General features: G+C 67.7%; 16 protein-coding genes. 7 read left to right on the top strand and 9 right to left on the bottom strand.

From position 1 onward, the window contains the following. Nucleotides 1-10: 10 nt before the first annotated feature. Nucleotides 11-823 (bottom strand): alpha/beta fold hydrolase, encoded by an 813-nt coding sequence (locus AC0IX4_RS02980; protein ID WP_042574310.1) that lies wholly within the window; start codon nucleotides 821-823, stop codon nucleotides 11-13. 147 nt (nucleotides 824-970) lie between these two features. Here AC0IX4_RS02980 and AC0IX4_RS02975 point away from each other — a divergent pair, with 147 nt between their 5' ends. From AC0IX4_RS02975 to AC0IX4_RS02965, 3 genes are all read left to right on the top strand, one after another. Then, nucleotides 971-1,144: a hypothetical protein gene (locus AC0IX4_RS02975; RefSeq protein ID WP_197074725.1), complete on the top strand. Its 174-nt coding sequence runs from the start codon at nucleotides 971-973 to the stop codon at nucleotides 1,142-1,144. Nucleotides 1,145-1,216: 72 nt separating this feature from the next. Next, nucleotides 1,217-2,710 carry an alpha,alpha-trehalose-phosphate synthase (UDP-forming) gene (locus tag AC0IX4_RS02970; protein ID WP_082518152.1) on the top strand — a complete coding sequence of 498 codons (1,494 nt, stop codon included), beginning with the start codon at nucleotides 1,217-1,219 and terminating at the stop codon, nucleotides 2,708-2,710. Nucleotides 2,711-2,729: 19 nt separating this feature from the next. Next, on the top strand, nucleotides 2,730-3,479 hold the full coding sequence (locus AC0IX4_RS02965; protein ID WP_471827969.1) for an FAD-binding oxidoreductase: 750 nt from the start codon (nucleotides 2,730-2,732) through the stop codon (nucleotides 3,477-3,479). A 3-nt stretch (nucleotides 3,480-3,482) separates the two neighbouring features. Here the strand turns inward: AC0IX4_RS02965 and AC0IX4_RS02960 are convergent, their stop codons facing one another. From AC0IX4_RS02960 to dnaK, 4 genes are read right to left on the bottom strand one after another with little or no spacing between them, the layout of a single operon-like run. Beyond that, the gene (locus AC0IX4_RS02960) at nucleotides 3,483-3,908 is read right to left on the bottom strand and encodes a heat shock protein transcriptional repressor HspR (RefSeq protein ID WP_042574307.1); all 426 of its coding nucleotides are present in this window, start codon (nucleotides 3,906-3,908) and stop codon (nucleotides 3,483-3,485) included. Continuing rightward, nucleotides 3,908-5,092 carry a molecular chaperone DnaJ gene (dnaJ, locus tag AC0IX4_RS02955; RefSeq protein ID WP_042574306.1) on the bottom strand — a complete coding sequence of 395 codons (1,185 nt, stop codon included), beginning with the start codon at nucleotides 5,090-5,092 and terminating at the stop codon, nucleotides 3,908-3,910. The genes AC0IX4_RS02960 and dnaJ overlap by 1 nt, the downstream gene beginning before the upstream one ends. A gap of 38 nt (nucleotides 5,093-5,130) precedes the next feature. Then, a complete protein-coding gene (gene grpE / locus AC0IX4_RS02950; protein WP_442970491.1) occupies nucleotides 5,131-5,697 on the bottom strand; it encodes a nucleotide exchange factor GrpE in 567 nt (188 codons plus the stop codon). 44 nt (nucleotides 5,698-5,741) lie between these two features. Further along, nucleotides 5,742-7,586, bottom strand: a complete 1,845-nt coding sequence (gene dnaK / locus AC0IX4_RS02945; protein WP_042574304.1) for a molecular chaperone DnaK — start codon at nucleotides 7,584-7,586, stop codon at nucleotides 5,742-5,744. Nucleotides 7,587-7,887: 301 nt separating this feature from the next. On the opposite strand from dnaK, the gene AC0IX4_RS02940 reads away from it, so the two are divergent. Beyond that, a complete protein-coding gene (locus tag AC0IX4_RS02940; protein ID WP_471827968.1) occupies nucleotides 7,888-8,727 on the top strand; it encodes an ABC transporter ATP-binding protein in 840 nt (279 codons plus the stop codon). Nucleotide 8,728: 1 nt separating this feature from the next. Then, on the top strand, nucleotides 8,729-9,859 hold the full coding sequence (locus AC0IX4_RS02935) for an ABC transporter permease (RefSeq protein ID WP_471827967.1): 1,131 nt from the start codon (nucleotides 8,729-8,731) through the stop codon (nucleotides 9,857-9,859). Between the two features lie 5 nt (nucleotides 9,860-9,864). Here the strand turns inward: AC0IX4_RS02935 and AC0IX4_RS02930 are convergent, their stop codons facing one another. Further along, on the bottom strand, nucleotides 9,865-10,581 hold the full coding sequence (locus tag AC0IX4_RS02930) for an SDR family oxidoreductase (RefSeq protein ID WP_471827966.1): 717 nt from the start codon (nucleotides 10,579-10,581) through the stop codon (nucleotides 9,865-9,867). Between the two features lie 150 nt (nucleotides 10,582-10,731). On the opposite strand from AC0IX4_RS02930, the gene AC0IX4_RS02925 reads away from it, so the two are divergent. Beyond that, nucleotides 10,732-11,553, top strand: a complete 822-nt coding sequence (locus tag AC0IX4_RS02925) for a hypothetical protein (RefSeq protein ID WP_471827965.1) — start codon at nucleotides 10,732-10,734, stop codon at nucleotides 11,551-11,553. 24 nt (nucleotides 11,554-11,577) lie between these two features. Here the strand turns inward: AC0IX4_RS02925 and AC0IX4_RS02920 are convergent, their stop codons facing one another. Then, complete coding sequence (locus AC0IX4_RS02920) at nucleotides 11,578-12,792, bottom strand: lipase family protein (RefSeq protein ID WP_082043030.1); 1,215 nt, start codon at nucleotides 12,790-12,792, stop codon at nucleotides 11,578-11,580. 286 nt (nucleotides 12,793-13,078) lie between these two features. Here AC0IX4_RS02920 and AC0IX4_RS02915 point away from each other — a divergent pair, with 286 nt between their 5' ends. After that, nucleotides 13,079-13,636, top strand: a complete 558-nt coding sequence (locus tag AC0IX4_RS02915) for a hypothetical protein (RefSeq protein ID WP_156388270.1) — start codon at nucleotides 13,079-13,081, stop codon at nucleotides 13,634-13,636. A 3-nt stretch (nucleotides 13,637-13,639) separates the two neighbouring features. Here AC0IX4_RS02915 and AC0IX4_RS02910 read toward each other — a convergent pair whose 3' ends face one another. Further along, nucleotides 13,640-15,109: a dynamin family protein gene (locus tag AC0IX4_RS02910; protein WP_042574297.1), complete on the bottom strand. Its 1,470-nt coding sequence runs from the start codon at nucleotides 15,107-15,109 to the stop codon at nucleotides 13,640-13,642. Further along, complete coding sequence (locus AC0IX4_RS02905; RefSeq protein WP_471827964.1) at nucleotides 15,106-17,001, bottom strand: dynamin family protein; 1,896 nt, start codon at nucleotides 16,999-17,001, stop codon at nucleotides 15,106-15,108. The genes AC0IX4_RS02910 and AC0IX4_RS02905 overlap by 4 nt, the downstream gene beginning before the upstream one ends. Nucleotides 17,002-17,158: the final 157 nt, after the last annotated feature.

Below are 17,158 nucleotides of genomic sequence, written 5' to 3'. Positions count from 1 at the left end.
AACCTAAGACTTACTCCTGCAGGAAAGACAGGATGGCCGCATTGACCTCGTCGGGCTTCTCGAGATAGCCGTAGTGCCCGGCGTCGGCGATCTCCACGTACCGGGCTCCGGGAATCAGGTCGGCGACCTCCCGCGACAGGTACGCCGGGATCATCCGGTCGTCCGCGAACCCCAGCGACAGGCACGGAACTGTCACCGCGCGGTACGCCTCGCGGCGGTCGAACGTCTCGTCGAGGGAAATCTGAGCGCGCTGGCCGGGAGTGAGCGGCTGCACCGAGAATTCGAACAGGTCCAGCCAGTCGCGCGCCTTCGCGTCGTCGGACAACGATGCCGGGGACAGGTTCAGCGCGGCCGTGACCGCCGCGGCGTACTTCGCGGGGAGCTTCACGCCGCTGTCCGCCAGTTCCCTCTCGCCGGCACCGAGCACCTTCTGGAACGCGTCGAGCCGGGCGTGACCGGCCGCGAAGATGGCCTTCGAGACCAGGTCGGGCCTGGTCAATGCCAGTTCCTGGGCCACCCGCGCACCCATCGAGGTACCGACGACGACGGCTTTCTCCGAGGCGTCGGACCGCAGGTACTCGATGAGCGCCGCGGTGTCCGCGACCAGATCCTCGATCACCATGCCGCCCGCGCTCTCGTCGGTCGGTGCGATACCGCGATTGTCGAACGTGCAGACCCGGTATCCCGCGGCCGTCAGCGCTGGGACCTGGTGGAGTTGCCACACGCGGCCCGGGCTGCCGGTCCCCATCACCATGACGACGAGCGGACCCTTGCCCGTCACGGTGTAGTTGAGGCGGATGCCGTTGATGGTGCCGATGGGCATGACGGGGTCCTTCCGGTGATGCAGACAGTGTTCCGGTGGACGCTACCGGGCGTGACTTTGCAGGGGATGCGCCACTTCTCCTAGTCTTGACGTGCGGCCCGACCGGGATCGCCGACGAGCCGAACCACGAACACGACGGAGAAGCACATGGCCGCGGATACCACCGAGACGACAGACATCGCCGACGAAGAGATCGAAACCCTCACCGAGGAGACCGCACGCATGGCGCGTCGCGTCGTCGCCGCCTACGCGACCGACGCCGACGAATGTCGCATGCTGCTCTCCATGCTGGGCGTCGCACCCCCCGCACTCACCGAGTAGGTCCGCCGGCGGGTGTTCACCCCGCCGGCATCGTCATCAGGTTGGCGATCTCCGAGCGGGGTACGCCCACGAGTGACAGCGTCTCGCCCAGACAGAGGATCATCAGTGACCGGTGCAGGTTCGGATTTCGTCGTCGTCGCCAACAGGTTGCCCGTCGACCTCGATACCGCGCCCGACGGGTCCCGTCGATGGAAGCGCAGCCCCGGCGGTCTGGTGACCGCGCTGGAGCCCATCCTGCGCAGCAACAACGGTGCATGGGTGGGATGGCCGGGCGTCCCGGACGTCGACGTCGAACCCTTCGAAGACGACGGCCTGGAACTGGTTCCCGTTCCGCTGTCGGCCCAGGAGGTCGCCGACTATTACGAAGGCTTCTCCAACGCCACCCTGTGGCCGCTTTACCACGACGTCATCGTGCGTCCGGTCTACGACCGGGCCTGGTGGGACGCCTACGTCGAGGTCAATCGCCGGTTCGCCGAAGCCACGTCGAAGGCCGCCGCGGAGAACGCCACGGTGTGGATCCAGGACTATCAGCTCCAGCTAGTTCCCAAGATGCTGCGGATGCTGCGGCCCGATCTGACCATCGGCTTCTTCCTGCACATCCCGTTCCCCCCGGTCGAGCTGTTCATGCAGATGCCGTGGCGCACAGAGATCGTCGAAGGCCTCCTGGGCGCGGACCTCATCGGGTTCCACCTGCCGGGTGGAGCCCAGAACTTCCTGTACCTCTCCCGCCGCCTGGCCGGGCAACCCACCTCGCGCGGCACCGTCGGAGTGCGCTCCAAGCTCGGTCTCGTGCAGGTGGGCTTCCGCTCCGTACGGGTCGGCGCGTTCCCCATCTCCATCGATTCCGGTGACCTGGACGAGAAGTCGCGTCGAAAGCCGGTCCGGGACCGCGCCAAGGAGATGCGCAAGGAGCTCGGCAATCCGAAGACGATCATGCTCGGCGTCGACAGGCTCGACTACACCAAGGGCATCGACGTACGCCTCGAAGCGTTCCTCGAACTGTTGGCCGAGGAGCGCGTCGATCCCGAGGATGTCGTGATGATCCAGGTGGCCACACCGAGCCGCGAGCGCGTCGAGAGCTACAAGCAGATGCGCGGCGAGATCGAGAGCATGGTGGGGCGCATCAACGGCGAGTTCAGCCGCGTCGGGCACCCCGTCGTGCACTACATGCACCGGCCCATCCCCCGCGACGAACTGATCGCCTACTACGTGGCGGCCGACGTCATGCTGGTCACGCCGATCCGCGACGGCATGAACCTCGTCGCCAAGGAGTACGTGGCGTGCCGCAGCGACCTCGGCGGATCACTGGTCCTCAGTGAGTTCACCGGCGCCGCGGCAGAATTGCGGCAGGCCTACCAGTGCAATCCGCACGATCTGAACAGCGTCAAGGACGCCATGATCGCCGCCATCGAGCAGGATGCCGAGGCGGGCCGACGCAACATCCGGGCGATGCGTCGACAGGTCCTTGCCCACGACGTGGACCGGTGGGCTCGATCCTTCCTCGCCGCACTCGGCCGCACCGGCGAGGACGACACGAGCCAGATGATCACCAACCGGGACATGTGATGCACGGGAACTTGCGCTAGTGGCCGAAGCCCAAGTGGTGCAATGCCATCGGCTTCGGCGCGATCTGCTGGTGGTGCGACTCGTCGGCGACGTCGTGGATTTCGAACCGGGGCAGTCGGTGGCCGTGACGGTGCCGTCGTCGCCTCATCTGCCGCGGCGCTACTCCCCCGCATTGCCCCCGTCACGAGACGGCAAGTACGAGTTCCACATCCGGGCCATTCCGGCCGGCTGGGTCAGCGGCGTCATCGTCAACGACACGCGCGAAGGCGACATCTGGACGATCGACGACCCCGCAGGTGATCTACGGGTGGACGACACGGACGACGACATCGTCATGGTCGCCGGCGGAACGGGTCTGGCGCCGATGCGGGCACTGCTGCTCGATCTGGCTCGCCGGCCCCGACCTCCCCGGGTCAACCTGTACGTCGGGGGGCGCTCGCCCCGTGACCTCTACGCCGCCGACATGCTGTCGCTGATGGCGCGAACCGCGGACTGGCTCACCGTGATTCCCGTCGTCGAGAAGATGACGGACCCGATGTACCGGGACGAATACTTCGATGCCGCCGAGACCCGTCGCCTGCAGACGGCGCCCGACACCGGCTTCGCCGCAGGGGACTATCTGCAGGGGCGCATCGGCGAAGTGGTCGCGCGACGAGGGCCGTACCTGTCGCAGCGGGTCCTGGTGTGCGGGTCCCCCGCCATGTCCGCGTTCACGCTGCGTGCTCTGACAACGACAGGAACACCCGTGGTGAACATCCGCCACGGGTGACCGTCATTGCTGTCGTGGGTTTCTGGGCTTCCAGACCACCAGCGCGTTGCTCCGCACCGGGACCAGATCGCGTCGATACCCGGCGTGAACCTGCGCGAGTTCCGACGCCATCTCGGTGATCCGCGCCTGCAGCGCCTCCACCTGGTTGGTCAGCTCGATGATGCGCTTGATGCCGGCGAGGTTGACACCCTCGTCCTGCGAGAGTCGTTGCACCTCACGCAGAAGCGCGACATCGCGCGGCGAGTACCGGCGACCTCCGCCCGTCGTACGGAACGGTGTCACCAGCCCCAGGCGGTCGTACGTGCGCAGCGTCTGGGCGTGCATGCCGGCGAGTTCGGCCGCGACCGAGATGACGAAGATCCGTGCATCCGGGTCGGCGCCCGCATCACGCGGCTGCTGATCCGTGGGACGATCCTTCTCCCCGGCCATCACGCACCGGGCCAACCGGATCGAGGATCGAAACCGCTCGCCTTCTCCGCCGCGGCGTACGTCTCCAACGCCTCCCGTGCAGCGTCGTCCAGCTCGGACGGCACCGCGACCTTGACGGTGACCAGCAGGTCACCCGTCGCCGTCTTCTTCGGTACGCCGCGCCCCTTGACCCGGAACGTGCGCCCGTCGACCGTGCCGGCCGGAACCTTCAGTCCCACACGGCCGTCGAGGGTCGGGACGGACAACGTCGTTCCCAGCACCAGTTCGCTGTAGGCGACGGGGACGGTCAGCGTCAGATCGTCCGCCGTGCGGCCGAACACCGCGTCGGGCCGAACGTGGATCGTGACCAGCAGGTCTCCCGCGGCAGCGCCGCGAAGTCCCGCCTCGCCGCGACCCGCGACGCGCACCCGCTGCCCGTCGGTCACACCGGCCGGCACCCGCACCGTCACCGAGCGGGTGCGGTTCTGCACACCCGTGCCGCGGCAGTCCGCGCAGGGATCGTCGATGATCGAGCCGGTACCGCGGCAGTCGTCGCACGGCTCGCTGAAGCCGAACGCACCCTGGTTGCGGCTGACCACACCGGCACCGTTGCACCGCGGGCAGACCCGCGGGCTGGTGCCCGGCTTGGCTCCACTGCCGTGGCACGTGGTGCACGACGATGGGCTCGTGATCGACAGGGGCACAGAGGTTCCCACTGCCGCATCGCGGAAGTCGAGCGTCACCTCCGCAGCGAGGTCGCTGCCCCGACGCGGTCGCGACGACGATGCCTGCGTGCGGCCGGGGCCGCCGCCGCCGCGGTTGAACAGTCCTCCGAAGAGGTCGCCCAGATCCGCTCCTCCGTTGGCGCCTCCGAAGAGGTCACCCACGTCGAAACCACCGGACGTTCCGCCGCCACCGAAGTTGGTTCCGCCGCCGGGCGAGAACCCACCCCGGCCGAAACCACCACTGGCGAACAGCGATCGAGCTTCGTCGTACTCCTTGCGCTTCGCAGTGTCGGAGAGAACCGCGTTGGCCTCACTGACCGCCTTGAAGCGCTCCTCCGCCTTCGCATCCCCCGGATTGGAGTCCGGATGGTTGTCGCGCGCGAGCTTGCGGTACGCCTTCTTGATCTCGTCCTGCGTCGCGGAGGAGGAGACACCCAGCTCCTTGTAGAAGTCCTTCTCGATCCACTCCCGTTGGCTCACCGGTTGCCTCCTCCTTCCACGTCACTCACTGCCGAGAACTATGCCTGGTCGGACGCCGCATCGGCGCCTGATCCGTCGACGACGGCAACCATGGCGGTGCGCAACACTCGGTCGCGCGCCGTGTAACCCCTGCGGAAGACACTGCCGACCACAGGATTCGAACCATCACCCTCGTGCTGCACAGCCTCGTGCAGAGCGGGGTCGAACGCGTCGCCCTCGGCGCCGAAACCGACGACGCCCTGAGCGGTGATGACGGATTCGAGCTTGTCCGCCACCGACTTCAGCGGCCCCTTCTCGAGGTCACCGTGCTGACGCGCCCGGTCCAGATCGTCGAGCACACCGAGCAACTCGGCCAACACCGACGCCTTGGCATTGTCGATGTCCACCTGCTTGTCCCGTGCGACGCGTCGCCGATAATTGGCGAACTCCGCACTCAGACGTTGCAGGTCGGCCGTGAGCTCCGCCTTCTCGTCCTTCTCCGGCGCGGCGTCGGCCTCGGGGCTCTCGGCCTCGAGAACCTCAGGCTCGCCGGACTCTGCGTCTACCGGGTCCGAATCTCCGCCGGGCTGGGGCGCCGTGGCGGAACCCGCGAGGGATTCCTCCACGGCGGGATCCACGTCCGGAACGCCGTTCCCGGTGTCGTCAGCACTCACTTCTTGTCCGTGTCGACCGGCTCGTCCACGACCTCGGCGTCGACGACATCGTCGCTACCGTCGGTCGGGGCGGCGCCGTCGGCACCTGCTCCGTCGGCTGCTGCCGACTCGTACAGTGCCTGACCCAGAGCCTGCGACTCCGTGCTCAGCTTCTCCACCGCTGCCTTGATGGCGGCGATGTCCGTGCCGTTCAGAGCGGTGCGAGCCTCGGCGATGGCCGACTCGACCTTCTCCTTGGTCTCCGCAGGAACCTTGTCCTCGTTGTCCTTGACGAACTTCTCCGTCTGGTACACGAGCGACTCGGCCTGGTTGCGGGTCTCGGCCTCCTCGCGACGGGTCTTGTCCTCCTCGGCGTGAGCCTCGGCGTCCTTGACCATGCGCTCGATCTCCTCCTTGGAGAGGCCGGAGCCCTCCTGGATCTTGATCGTGTTCTCCTTGCCGGTGCCCTTGTCCTTCGCCGTCACGTGCACGATGCCGTTGGCGTCGATGTCGAACGTGACCTCGATCTGGGGAACACCGCGCGGTGCGGGCGGCAGCTCCGTCAGCTCGAACGAGCCGAGAAGCTTGTTGTGCGAGGCGATCTCGCGCTCACCCTGGAAGACCTGGATCTGCACCGACGGCTGATTGTCGTCCGCCGTGGTGAAGGTCTCGGACCGCTTGGTCGGGATGGTGGTGTTGCGCTCGATGAGCTTGGTCATCACGCCACCCTTGGTCTCGATACCGAGGGACAGCGGCGTGACGTCGAGGAGCAGAACGTCCTTGACCTCACCCTTGAGCACACCGGCCTGCAGTGCGGCGCCGACGGCCACGACCTCGTCCGGGTTGACGCCCTTGTTGGGCTCGCGTCCACCGGAGAGCTCCTTGACCAGCTCGGACACTGCCGGCATACGGGTGGAGCCACCGACGAGCACGACGTGGTCGATGTCCTTGACCGCGATGCCCGAGTCCTTGACCACGGCCTGGAACGGCGCACGAGTGCGGTCGAGCAGGTCGGAGGTGATCTTCTGGAACTCGGAACGGCTGAGCTGCTCGTCGAGGAACAGCGGGTTCTTGTCGCCGTCCACGGTGATGTACGGCAGGTTGATCGAGGTGCTCTGGCTCGAGGACAGTTCGATCTTTGCCTTCTCCGCAGCCTCGCGCAGGCGCTGGAGAGCCATCTTGTCCTTGGTCAGATCGATACCGTTCTGAGCCTTGAACTTGTCGACGAGCCAGGTGACGATGCGCTCGTCCCAGTCGTCGCCACCGAGGTGGTTGTCACCGGACGTGGCGCGGACCTCGACGACACCGTCGCCGATCTCGAGCAGGGACACGTCGAACGTGCCGCCACCGAGGTCGAACACGAGGATGGTCTGTTCCTTCTCGCCCTTGTCCAGGCCGTACGCCAGCGCAGCCGCGGTGGGCTCGTTGACGATGCGCAGGACGTTGAGGCCGGCGATCTGGCCGGCTTCCTTCGTGGCCTGACGCTGTGCGTCCTCGAAGTACGCGGGAACGGTGATGACGGCGTCCGTGATCTCCTCGCCCAGGTACGCCTCGGCGTCACGCTTGAGCTTCATCAGAGTGCGGGCGCTGATCTCCTGCGACGTGTACTTCTTGTCGTCGATGGCGACAGTCCAGTCCGTACCGATGTGGCGCTTGACCGAGCGAATCGTCCGGTCGACGTTCGTGACGGCCTGGTTCTTCGCGGACTGACCGACGAGGACCTCACCGTTCTTGGCGAACGCGACGATGGACGGGGTGGTGCGTGCACCCTCGGAGTTGGCCACCACGACCGGTTCGCCGCCCTCGAGGACTGACACGACCGAGTTGGTGGTCCCGAGGTCGATTCCGACGGCACGAGCCATTTGTAACCTCCTGATAGATGCTGCAGATGTTTCGAAAGGCGTCTGCCTGAGCGAACTGGACTCAAGTTTGCCTTCCGGATCCTCGACCCGTCAAGTTGTACTTGAGTGACTCACGCTCAATGGCAGTCGTACGGCTCAACGGAGGGGTGCGCGAGTTTGTTCCCGTGGCGTCCGGGCGTGCTCGAGCGTCCAGAAGTCGACCGGATCGACGGGATCCCGTCGATGACAGCCAGTTGTGGACACTCGGGCACGGCCTGACACGTGCACTTCGCCCGAGTGCCCGGCAGTTAGGGTCCACGGCATGTCCCTGACGGCCCGAGGTCTCACCCGCACGTTCGGACGCCACACAGCAGTCGCCCACGCCGACGTCACGCTGACCCCTGGCAGGGTGACCGGGCTGGTCGGACCCAACGGCGCCGGCAAGACGACGCTGCTGCTCATGCTCGCCGGCCTCCTGGCTCCCGACTCCGGGACCCTCGAGCTGGACGGGTCGCCGGTCGAGACGGTCGCACTTCGGCGGGCCGTGGGGTGGATGCCGGACGTGTTCGGCACCTGGGACAGCCTGACCGCGTCGGAGATCCTGTCGACGTTCGGACGGTTGCACGGACTGTCGTCGCAGGACGCTCGTGCCCGCGCCGCCGAACTGCTGCAGCAGGTCCATCTCGACGACCGCGCCGACCGACCTGCCCACGAGTTGTCTCGCGGTCAGAAGCAGAGGCTCGGCTTCGCACGCGCACTGGTGCACAGTCCACGACTACTTCTGCTCGACGAGCCAGCGTCCGGCATGGATCCGCGCTCGCGAGTCGAACTGCGTGACGAGATCCGCCGCCTCGCCGACGGGGGATGCGCCGTGCTGGTGTCGTCCCACATTCTCACCGAGTTGTCGGAGATGGTCGACGACGTGATCGTCATGACCGACGGCCGCACGCGGGACTCCGCGCCGTCGGTCGAGCGTTCGTGGCGTGTGCGGGAAGCCGGTTGTCCCGCGTCCTCGGCGAGGATCCTGCACTTCCCCGACGAGGAGGCCGCTGCGCAGCATCTGCGCACCCTTGTGGAGTCGGGCGCGCAGGTCGCCGAGTTCGCTCGGGTGGACTCGCAGCTCGAGGACACCTACCTCGCACTCGACGCGGACAGGACCTGACATGGCGGCACGGATGAGTAGCTGGTGGTCGGTGGTCGGCGTGCTGATCGGCCTCGAACTGCGGCAGCGACTGCGCACCACCCGGTGGCGCATCACCCTCGCCGTCACGTTCACGGTCATCTCGCTGGCCGTGTTCGGGTCTATGTACCTGGCTCTGTCTGTGGACGAGGCCGATGCGAACTACGACGGCTGGGCGCGCAATCTGTACGCGGTCGTGCTCGGAGTCGAGCTGTTCCTCGGCGTGGTACTCGCCCCCACCCTCACGGCGACCTCGATCAACGGTGACCGCAAGGACGCGACGCTCGCCGTGGTGCAGGCGACACCGATCAGCCACTGGCAGTTGGCCGTCGGCAAACTTCTCGGGTCGTGGGTGTCCTGCCTCGCGCTCGTCGCCGTGGCGTCGCCATACCTGGTGTGGGGGATCGTCGCCGCTCCGTACGGCGTCGGCATATCAGTGCTGGGCGTGATCGTTCTCTGCCTGATCTTCCTGTGCTACTGCGGGATCGGGCTGGGGTACTCCGCGCTGACCGCTCGGCCGGCAGGTTCGGCCGTCCTGACGCAGGCCACGGTGTTCTTCCTCGTCCTGGGCCTCCCGGCGCTGTTCGGCCTGCTCTATACGACGACTGCCGAGGATCACGTCGTGGTCGAAGCCGAGTACATGTACGCCGACGACGCCACGTACGACTCTTTCCCGGAGTGTCGCGACGTGACCGCCGTCCGCAGCTACAACCACACCGAGCGGATCTGGTGGTTGCTGGCACCGAACCCGTTCCTCATGCTCCCGGATGTAGTGGCGGCGCACGACAACCCGAGCGTCCGAGTCTGGCCGACGGACCAGCGTCCACCCGACCCCAGTGTGGCGAGGCCAGTCGCGGAACTGTTGTCGACGGCGAGAACCGGGCCTTATATCGCGGAGCCGACCTGCGCGGAGTCCGTGTCTACCTACAGCTCGGACGGATCGATCACCGGCTTCTACCAGAAGCAGGTCGCCTTCGAGTCTGCGGACGTGGGGCGGAGTTGGTACCTCGGGCTGGCCGTCAACGTAATCCTGGGGGCTTTCGGACTCACCGTCGCCGCTCGCAGACTCCGCGTTCCTGCCCGCACCCTGCCGAGGGGCGTGCGGATCGCCTGAGGCGCTCAGCTCAGCCGTCCACCCCCGTCGACGTGGAGAGTGGTTCCGGTGACGAAGCCGTTGGTGAGCGCGAGAAGTACTGCGGCCGAGACGTCGTCGGGTCGACCCACTCGCCGAGCGGGGTTCTTGGCCGCGGTGGCATCGAACATGGCCTGCTTGTCGTCGCCCATCCCGTCCCAGGCGCCCGAGTCGACGATGCCGGGCGAGACGGCGTTCACGCGCAGCGGCGCGAGCTCCACGGCGAGGGCCTCCGCGAGGAATGCGACAGCACCGTTGGTCGTGGCCATGACGGCGAGGCCCGGCGCCGGCTTCCATGCGGCGACACCGGAGAAGAAGACGAACGAGCCGCCCACACGCAGCATGGGCGCGAAGTGCTTGGCCAGCAGGATCGGGCCGATCACCTTGGCGGCGAAGGCGCCCTCGACGTCGGCGCGATCGAGACCCGTGATCGGGCCGTTGGCGTGGTTCGCCGCGAGCGACACGACGTGATCGAGAGGTCCGAGCGTCGTGGCGGCGCCGGCGATGGAGGACTCGTCGTCGAGGTCGAGGTGCACCGCCGAGGCTCCCGGGCCTAGTTCGGCAATCGTGTCGGCGAGCGTTTCGGGCCGCCGTCCCCCGAGCACGACCTCGGCGCCGGCCGCGAGGGCGTCCTCGGCGATGCGACGCGCGATGCCCGACGAGCCGCCGACGAGCAAGATCCGGGTGTTCTGCAAGGTGCTCATGTCGTGTGTCCCTTCCGCAGCCCCGTCTCTCGCGGCCACGGAAGGTTCAGCGCACCGGGCCCGCAGCATCATCCCGTCGCTCTATCGATTGTTCTGCGCCTTGCCATCAACGAAAGCTATGGCAGGAGCAAGGCGGCATAATCGACCAGCATGACGTTCGACGAGGTGGCCGACGAGCTGCACGGGCTGGACCCGTCCGATTTCGTCGCCGCGCGCACCGACCGGCAGAAGCAGGCGCGTTCCGATGGCGACAAGGCCCTGGCCAAGCAGATCGGTGCGCTGCGCAAACCGACGATCGTCGGGTGGGTGCTCAATGTGACGGTGCGCGACGCGGACGACGATGTCGCAGATCTGCTCGACCTCGGTGAAGCGTTACGGGAAGCGCAGCAACATCTTTCGGGCGCCACCCTCCGCACGCTGACGAAGCAGCGGCAACGGGCCGTGCGTGCGCTGGCGAACCGGGCCGCGGAGATCGCGGAGGATCGCGGTCACCAGATCGGCGAGGACGTCGTGCGCGAGGTGACCCAGAGCTTGAATGCGGCGCTGTCCGATGCGGACATCGCCGACGAGGTGCGGCGCGGCCGGATGTTGGGGGCCGCCGAGTACAGCGGGTTCGGTCCGATGGGGCTGGTGTCCGTCGACCCAGAACCAACCGAAGAGGACAAACCCGCGCAAGAACCGGAACCCGAACCCGACGACACCGCCGAACGGGAGAAGGACGAGCAGCGCGCCCGCGCACAGGCGGAGCTCGACGACGCCGAGGCTGCGCTGCAGGACGCGACCGACGCCCTGGACAAGGCCGACCATCGCGTCGACGAGCTGCAGGAGTCGGTCGACGCCCTCACCGAGCAACTCGAGAAGGCACGGGAGGACCTGAAGGCGGCGCAGGACGCGCGTTCCGAGGCGGCGTCGGAGAAGGACGCCTCGACCGCGAGGGTCCGGAACGCGACGAAGCGCCTCGATCGACTGTGATCGAGGCGCTTCGGCGGTGACGGGTCAGGCGCAGTTGCCCGCTGTGGGGACGTCGCGGAACCGTGCGTCGAGCCAGTTGGTGCCGGCGCCGAGTCCGATGAAGTCGGGCAGGACGTGGCCGAGCGCGAGGCCGGGGAGGAAGAACGGCAGCTGCTGGGTGTTCAGCTGAACGTTCGAGCCCTTCCCACACCAGGTCGCGGCGAGGTCGACGGCCTGGCCGTGCGGAACGATGTCGTCGCCGGTGCCGGTGTCGATGTAGACCGGTGTGGTGGGCGTGCGGTTACCGATCTTGTTCTCGGCGAGAACTGTCTGCGCCTCGGGGATCCGCTTCAGGTAGTCCGACAGTGACTCGCCGGTGGTGATCCACTCGTTGGTGCGGTGGAAGCCCACGGTGAGTGCGCTTTCCACGACGCACTGATTCTCGAGTGCCGCCAGCGCAGCCTTGCCGGCCGGGTTGGTCGACGCGTCGATGATCGGGCCCAACTCGGGGTTGGACCGGCGCAGACCGTTCAGGGTGTAGCCGATGACACCGGTGAGGATGGTTCCGTCGACCTGTGCCAGCGTCGCGGCCAGATCGGCGACGGGGGCACCGGCGTAGGTGCCCTTGATGTCGAGCTCCGGGGCGTACTCGGGAGCGAGCTCTACGGCTGCTGCCACGGCTCCGCCGCCCTGGGAGTAACCCCAGAGGCCCACGGGGGAATCGGGTCCGACCTTGGTGTTGCCCAGCTGCTGCGCGGCGCGGGCCGCGTCGAGCACCGCGTGCGCTTCGGCGGCGCGGTTGACGTAGGTGTGCGCGCCCGGCGTGCCCAGTCCGTCGTAGTCGGTGATGACGACGCCGTAACCGCGGGCCAGCAACGCGTAGGTCGAGAGCAGCTCGTACTCGACCATGAGTCCGAGCACCGGGGTGTAGGTGAGGACGTTGTTCAGCTGGTGCGACGGCGCGCACTGGTCGCCCTGACCGTGCGTGCCGGGTGCGATGACGACCACGGGCCGGGGTCCCGGGCCCGTCCACTCGGCGAACGGATCGATGTAGGTGCCGGTCACCGCGACCGGAGCATCGTTCGCGTCCTGCGAGCGGTACATCAGCCGCGTCGCACTGCCGGGAATCCCGCCCTGCGGCAGGGGCAGCGACAACGCCAGGTTGGACGGCCCGGTACGGATGAGGTCGCCGTCATTGCCGGCCGGGAGGGGGCTCGGCGGGGTGTAGAAACCGGAGGCGGGGCCCGGAGGCTCCGCCATGGCGGTGGGCGTGCCGGCTCCGAGGAGTCCGACACACAGGGCGAGGCCGAGGCCCGCGATACGTGACTTACGCACTGACGTTGCATCCCATCGAGAACGGGGTCGACGGCAATGAGAGCGCCCACCCGGCGGAACAGATAGGTGTGACCGTAAGTGATGCGCACCACTGAACGAAACCGCGTCCGGGGTCGTCACAGCATTCTGGACCGCATCCCTCCGACACACCCGGACACTTGTGGTCGAGCACGGTCGGCAACGGACCAATCGGACGCACTAGCCTTGGCGTATGAGTGATCCGGAAGATGCGGGCGTACCGACTCCACCCAAGCCGCCCAGGCCGTCCGTACGGGTCACCCCGTTGCGTGACCCCGTTCCCGACGAGCGCCCCCGTGCCGTCGACCTCGCGGTGGCGCTGTGGTCCCTGTGCCTCGTCGCCCTTGTCGCGACGGCCGCCCTGCTCGCGCTCGACTACCGCGGCCTCCGCGACCGCCTGACCGACGTGCTCACGGCCGAGACGCCCGGAACGTCAGCCGAGGACATCGACTCCACCGTCATGATCACGCTGATCGCGGGAGCCGCCGTCGCGGTCGTGGTGCTGCTGGTCGGACTGTCGGGAATCCTGCAGATTCGCGGACGACGCCCGTCGGGGCGCTCCACCCTCACCGTCACCGGGGTCGTCACCGCAGCGGGAGCCGTCGCGTTCTGGATCGCCGTGTCCGACGCCCTGGTTCAGCCGACCACCTGGGCACCGTTCGTCGTCGCGGGACTGGCCGTGCTGGCTACCGCGCCGCTGTACGCGCCGGCCGTCGGAAAGTGGTTGTCCGCCGCACCTGCGCGACGCTGAGCGTCACATCCTGTCGAGCTCCGCGAGAATCCCCTCGGCGCTGCGCGCGGCGATCTCGCATGCGCGCACGGTGAACCTGTCCAGCAACGGATGAGCGGCACGTGAGCGCCAGGTGCGGACCGCGTCGAAGGCCGTCTTGCGTTGCAGTTCGACGGAGTCGTCCGGATCGAGGCCGAGGCGCGTGGCCGTGTCGATGCCACCGGAGCCGATCAACCGACCCAGCTCCGCCTTCTCCTGCTCGGGCAGCCGGACCTCGCGGGCACGCAGTTGACCCAGCAGCCGCAGTTCGCGGAATCCGTGCACGTCGGACAGGGTGTAGCCGACCTCGTCGATGATCGCCCGCGATCCCGAGGCCGGCGACGCCCGCAGCACACGCTCGAGCGCCACCAGTGCCGAGTGCGCCTTGAGCTGATCGGCGCGTTCCCCGAACTGCACATCGATGATGTGCCGGAGTTCGTCGAGTCCGCTGCGCTCCACCAGTTCCCGAGCCAGCGAGGGCGAGTCGCGGGTTCCCATCCGGATCAGCGTGACGGCCATCCGGATGCCGAACAGACCGAAGCGGTCGACCAGACCGGCGCGCGTCTCGGCGTCGACGGGAAGGGGCATGTCCGGGCGGGCGAACCTGTCCGCGGACAGCATCGCGAGCTGCAGATCGTCCGGTGGTGCGTCCGCGAGGGCGACGAGAGCGGCGAACTCGCTCTGCCGCAACGTCCGTGCCCCCAGCGCGAGCAGTCCCGCGACCGGCACGACGGCCTGGCAGAGCCCCGTCTTCTCCAGCTCCACCGCGAAGCGCGAGGCCACTTCCTTGGCCGACATCATCGCGTCCATCCGGCCGGCACCGACCTCGTCGGCACGGGAGACGACACCGACGACGCCGAGAGGACCGGAGTCGCCACCGACCGCGTCGTTGATGCGCGTGAGGAACGAGGTATCCGACGAACTCAACGTGCGCAGGAGGTACACGACGGCATCCGCACCGGACGCGGCGTCGTCGGGAGTCAGCATCGCCAGCGTCCGCTCGGAGACGTCGCGCGACAGCGACGACGTACCCGGCGTGTCGATGATGGTGTTGCGCGCCAACGTTCGCGCCGGCCACTCCACGTCGAGCCGGTCGACGCGGTCCGCTGTCAGGTCGCCGAAATCGAACGACAACCGTCCTCCGCGGCGCAACACGGGAATGCTCATGGAGTGCTCACCGTCGTACCGGGCGGTCACCGACGGCGAGTTCCCCCGCCGGTACCACGTGACGACGCGGGTGCACTCGGTCGCGTCGGTGGGTGCGATGTCCTGGCCCACCAGAGCGTTGAGCAACGTCGACTTTCCCGCTTTCAGGGATCCGGCTAGAGCGACGCGCAGTGGCTCGTCCAGCCGATCGGCGCAGACGCGCAACGCATCCCGGACATCCGGCGAGTGCGCGTACTCCGCCTGGGCGGCGACGACGAGTTCGCGGGCGCGATCGAGAGTGACACTCACGACGCCGGTCCGATCTCGGCCGTCTTGTCCTGCGCTGCCGCCTCCACCGCTTCGGGATCGAGCCGCTGGGCCACCGACCGCAGTGAGGCGATCTTCTTCAACGTCTGCTCCAATTCCGCTGTGCGCGTGCTGCGTTCGGAAGTCGCGACGCTCGCCGACTCCTGGGCGGCGCGCAACGAATCGCTCACCGAGCGCATCGTCTGGTCCGCCATCTCGGTGAAGTGGTCACGCAGAAGTCGCTGCACCTGCCGCAACCGGTCCTTCGATTCCTTGCCCACCTGGAAGCTGACGTCGTCGGTGAACTTGCGGATGGCCACCTTGGCGTCGGCACGCCGTTTCAGGACGCGGGACTCCTTGTCGTCCTTGTATGCCTTGCTGCCCAACAGGACTCCGGCACCGAGGGAGATCGGGTTGAGCAGGGCCAGGCCCATCATCGTGGTGATGAGGCCGAACATCAGCACACCGCCGTAGGAGCCGCGCATGCCGACCAGCACCTTGGACGTGATGCCCATGCGGCCTGATTCGAGGTCGCCCAGCGACGTCACCGGGTCCATGACACCGTCGATGTCGGAGATGTTCACGGCGGGCAGATGGGCGTCGGCGGTCTCGGCGAAGTATCGGGCCACCGTCTCGGCCAACCACAGTGACCGCTCGTGCGCCCACACGAAATTGTCCCCGACAGCCGAGGCGATCTGGTCCTCGAGCCACTCACCGATCTGCGGCCAGTCCTTGCCGGGGTCTCCCCCGTCGACGGCCTCCTCGGCCTCGCGGGTGATGACGCGCAGGCGATCACGCAGATCGTGGTCGATGTCGGACGCGAGGTCGGTGATGCCGTCGTTCAGCGTCTGCTGCCACTTGCTGCTGCGCTTCTGCATCTCCTCGGCGCTCGCCCGCGCGCGCTGCAGACCCGCGACGGCCGCAGCGGCGGCCTCCGGGTCGCGCAACGCGGCCAGTTCACTACCGAGCGAGAGGGCCAGATGCTCGGAGACGGAGCGGACGTCGAGCGCGACCGCCTTGCGCGTCAACACGTCCGCACGCTGGACGACGCCGCGCAGGAAGTCGTACAACGCCGGGAACCCGGCTTCCTTGTCCAGCGACTCGTCCTTCAACCGCAGAGCGTGCGAGCGGAGCATCGACGAGATCGGCATCAGCGGAACGTCGACACCTTCGCGGGCGAGGTGTCCCCGGTCGGCGTCGACGATGCGTCGCCAATGCGGGTAGAGGTCGGTCTTGGTGATCAGGCACGCGACCGCGGGGCACAGGCTCACCACCTGGCGCAGGAAGGCGACCTCGGGTTCGGTGAATTCCTGACTCGAATCGGACAGGACCAGAACGGCGTCAGCCGACGTGACCAGTCCGAGAGTGCTGTTGGCGTGGGGATTGCCGTGTCCGCCGACGCCGGGTGTGTCGATGACGACGAGCCCGTCCTTCAGCAGCGGACTCGGAACCGAGATCTCGAGGCGGAGGATCTCGCGTCCCTCGGCGCGGGGATCGGCAGGCGTGACGGCGTGGATGTCGGCCATCGGTACCTCGATCCGGACGGGGTCCGAGCCGATCTCGGCGATCACCAGTTCGGCGCGCTCGGTCTCCGCGTAGGCGACCATCGTGGGGACGGCCGTCGTCTCGTCGTCGCCGACGGAGCAGACGTCGAGCCCCAGCAGCGAATTCACGAATTGGCTCTTGCCCTGTTTCAGCGGTCCCACGACGACGATGCGCAGACGGGGATCGAGCACGCGCTCACGGGCCGCGGACAGTCGATCCACCAGGTCCCGACGCCCCGACGTACTCGCGATCTCGCCCATGCGCGAGAGCAGTTCCGCCAGTTGTCCTGCCTGTGTCGCGAGCGAGGGCGACGGTGCGGCCTGTGACGCAGGCTGAGCGGTGTTCTGCATGTGGTCCCGATCTGTGTGCGGTAGAAGCGGTCGAGCGAATGACGCGAACAGTAGTGAGAGATCACCAACACGGTAAGCGCCGACGACCCCGTACGCATAAGCGCGTACGGGGTCGTCGGTGTTACATCACACCGCTGCGTCGAGGCAGCGGGTCGTG

This window comes from Rhodococcus sp. AC861 (genome assembly GCF_979256035.1).
This window is presented reverse-complemented; position numbering and strand designations above follow the sequence as displayed.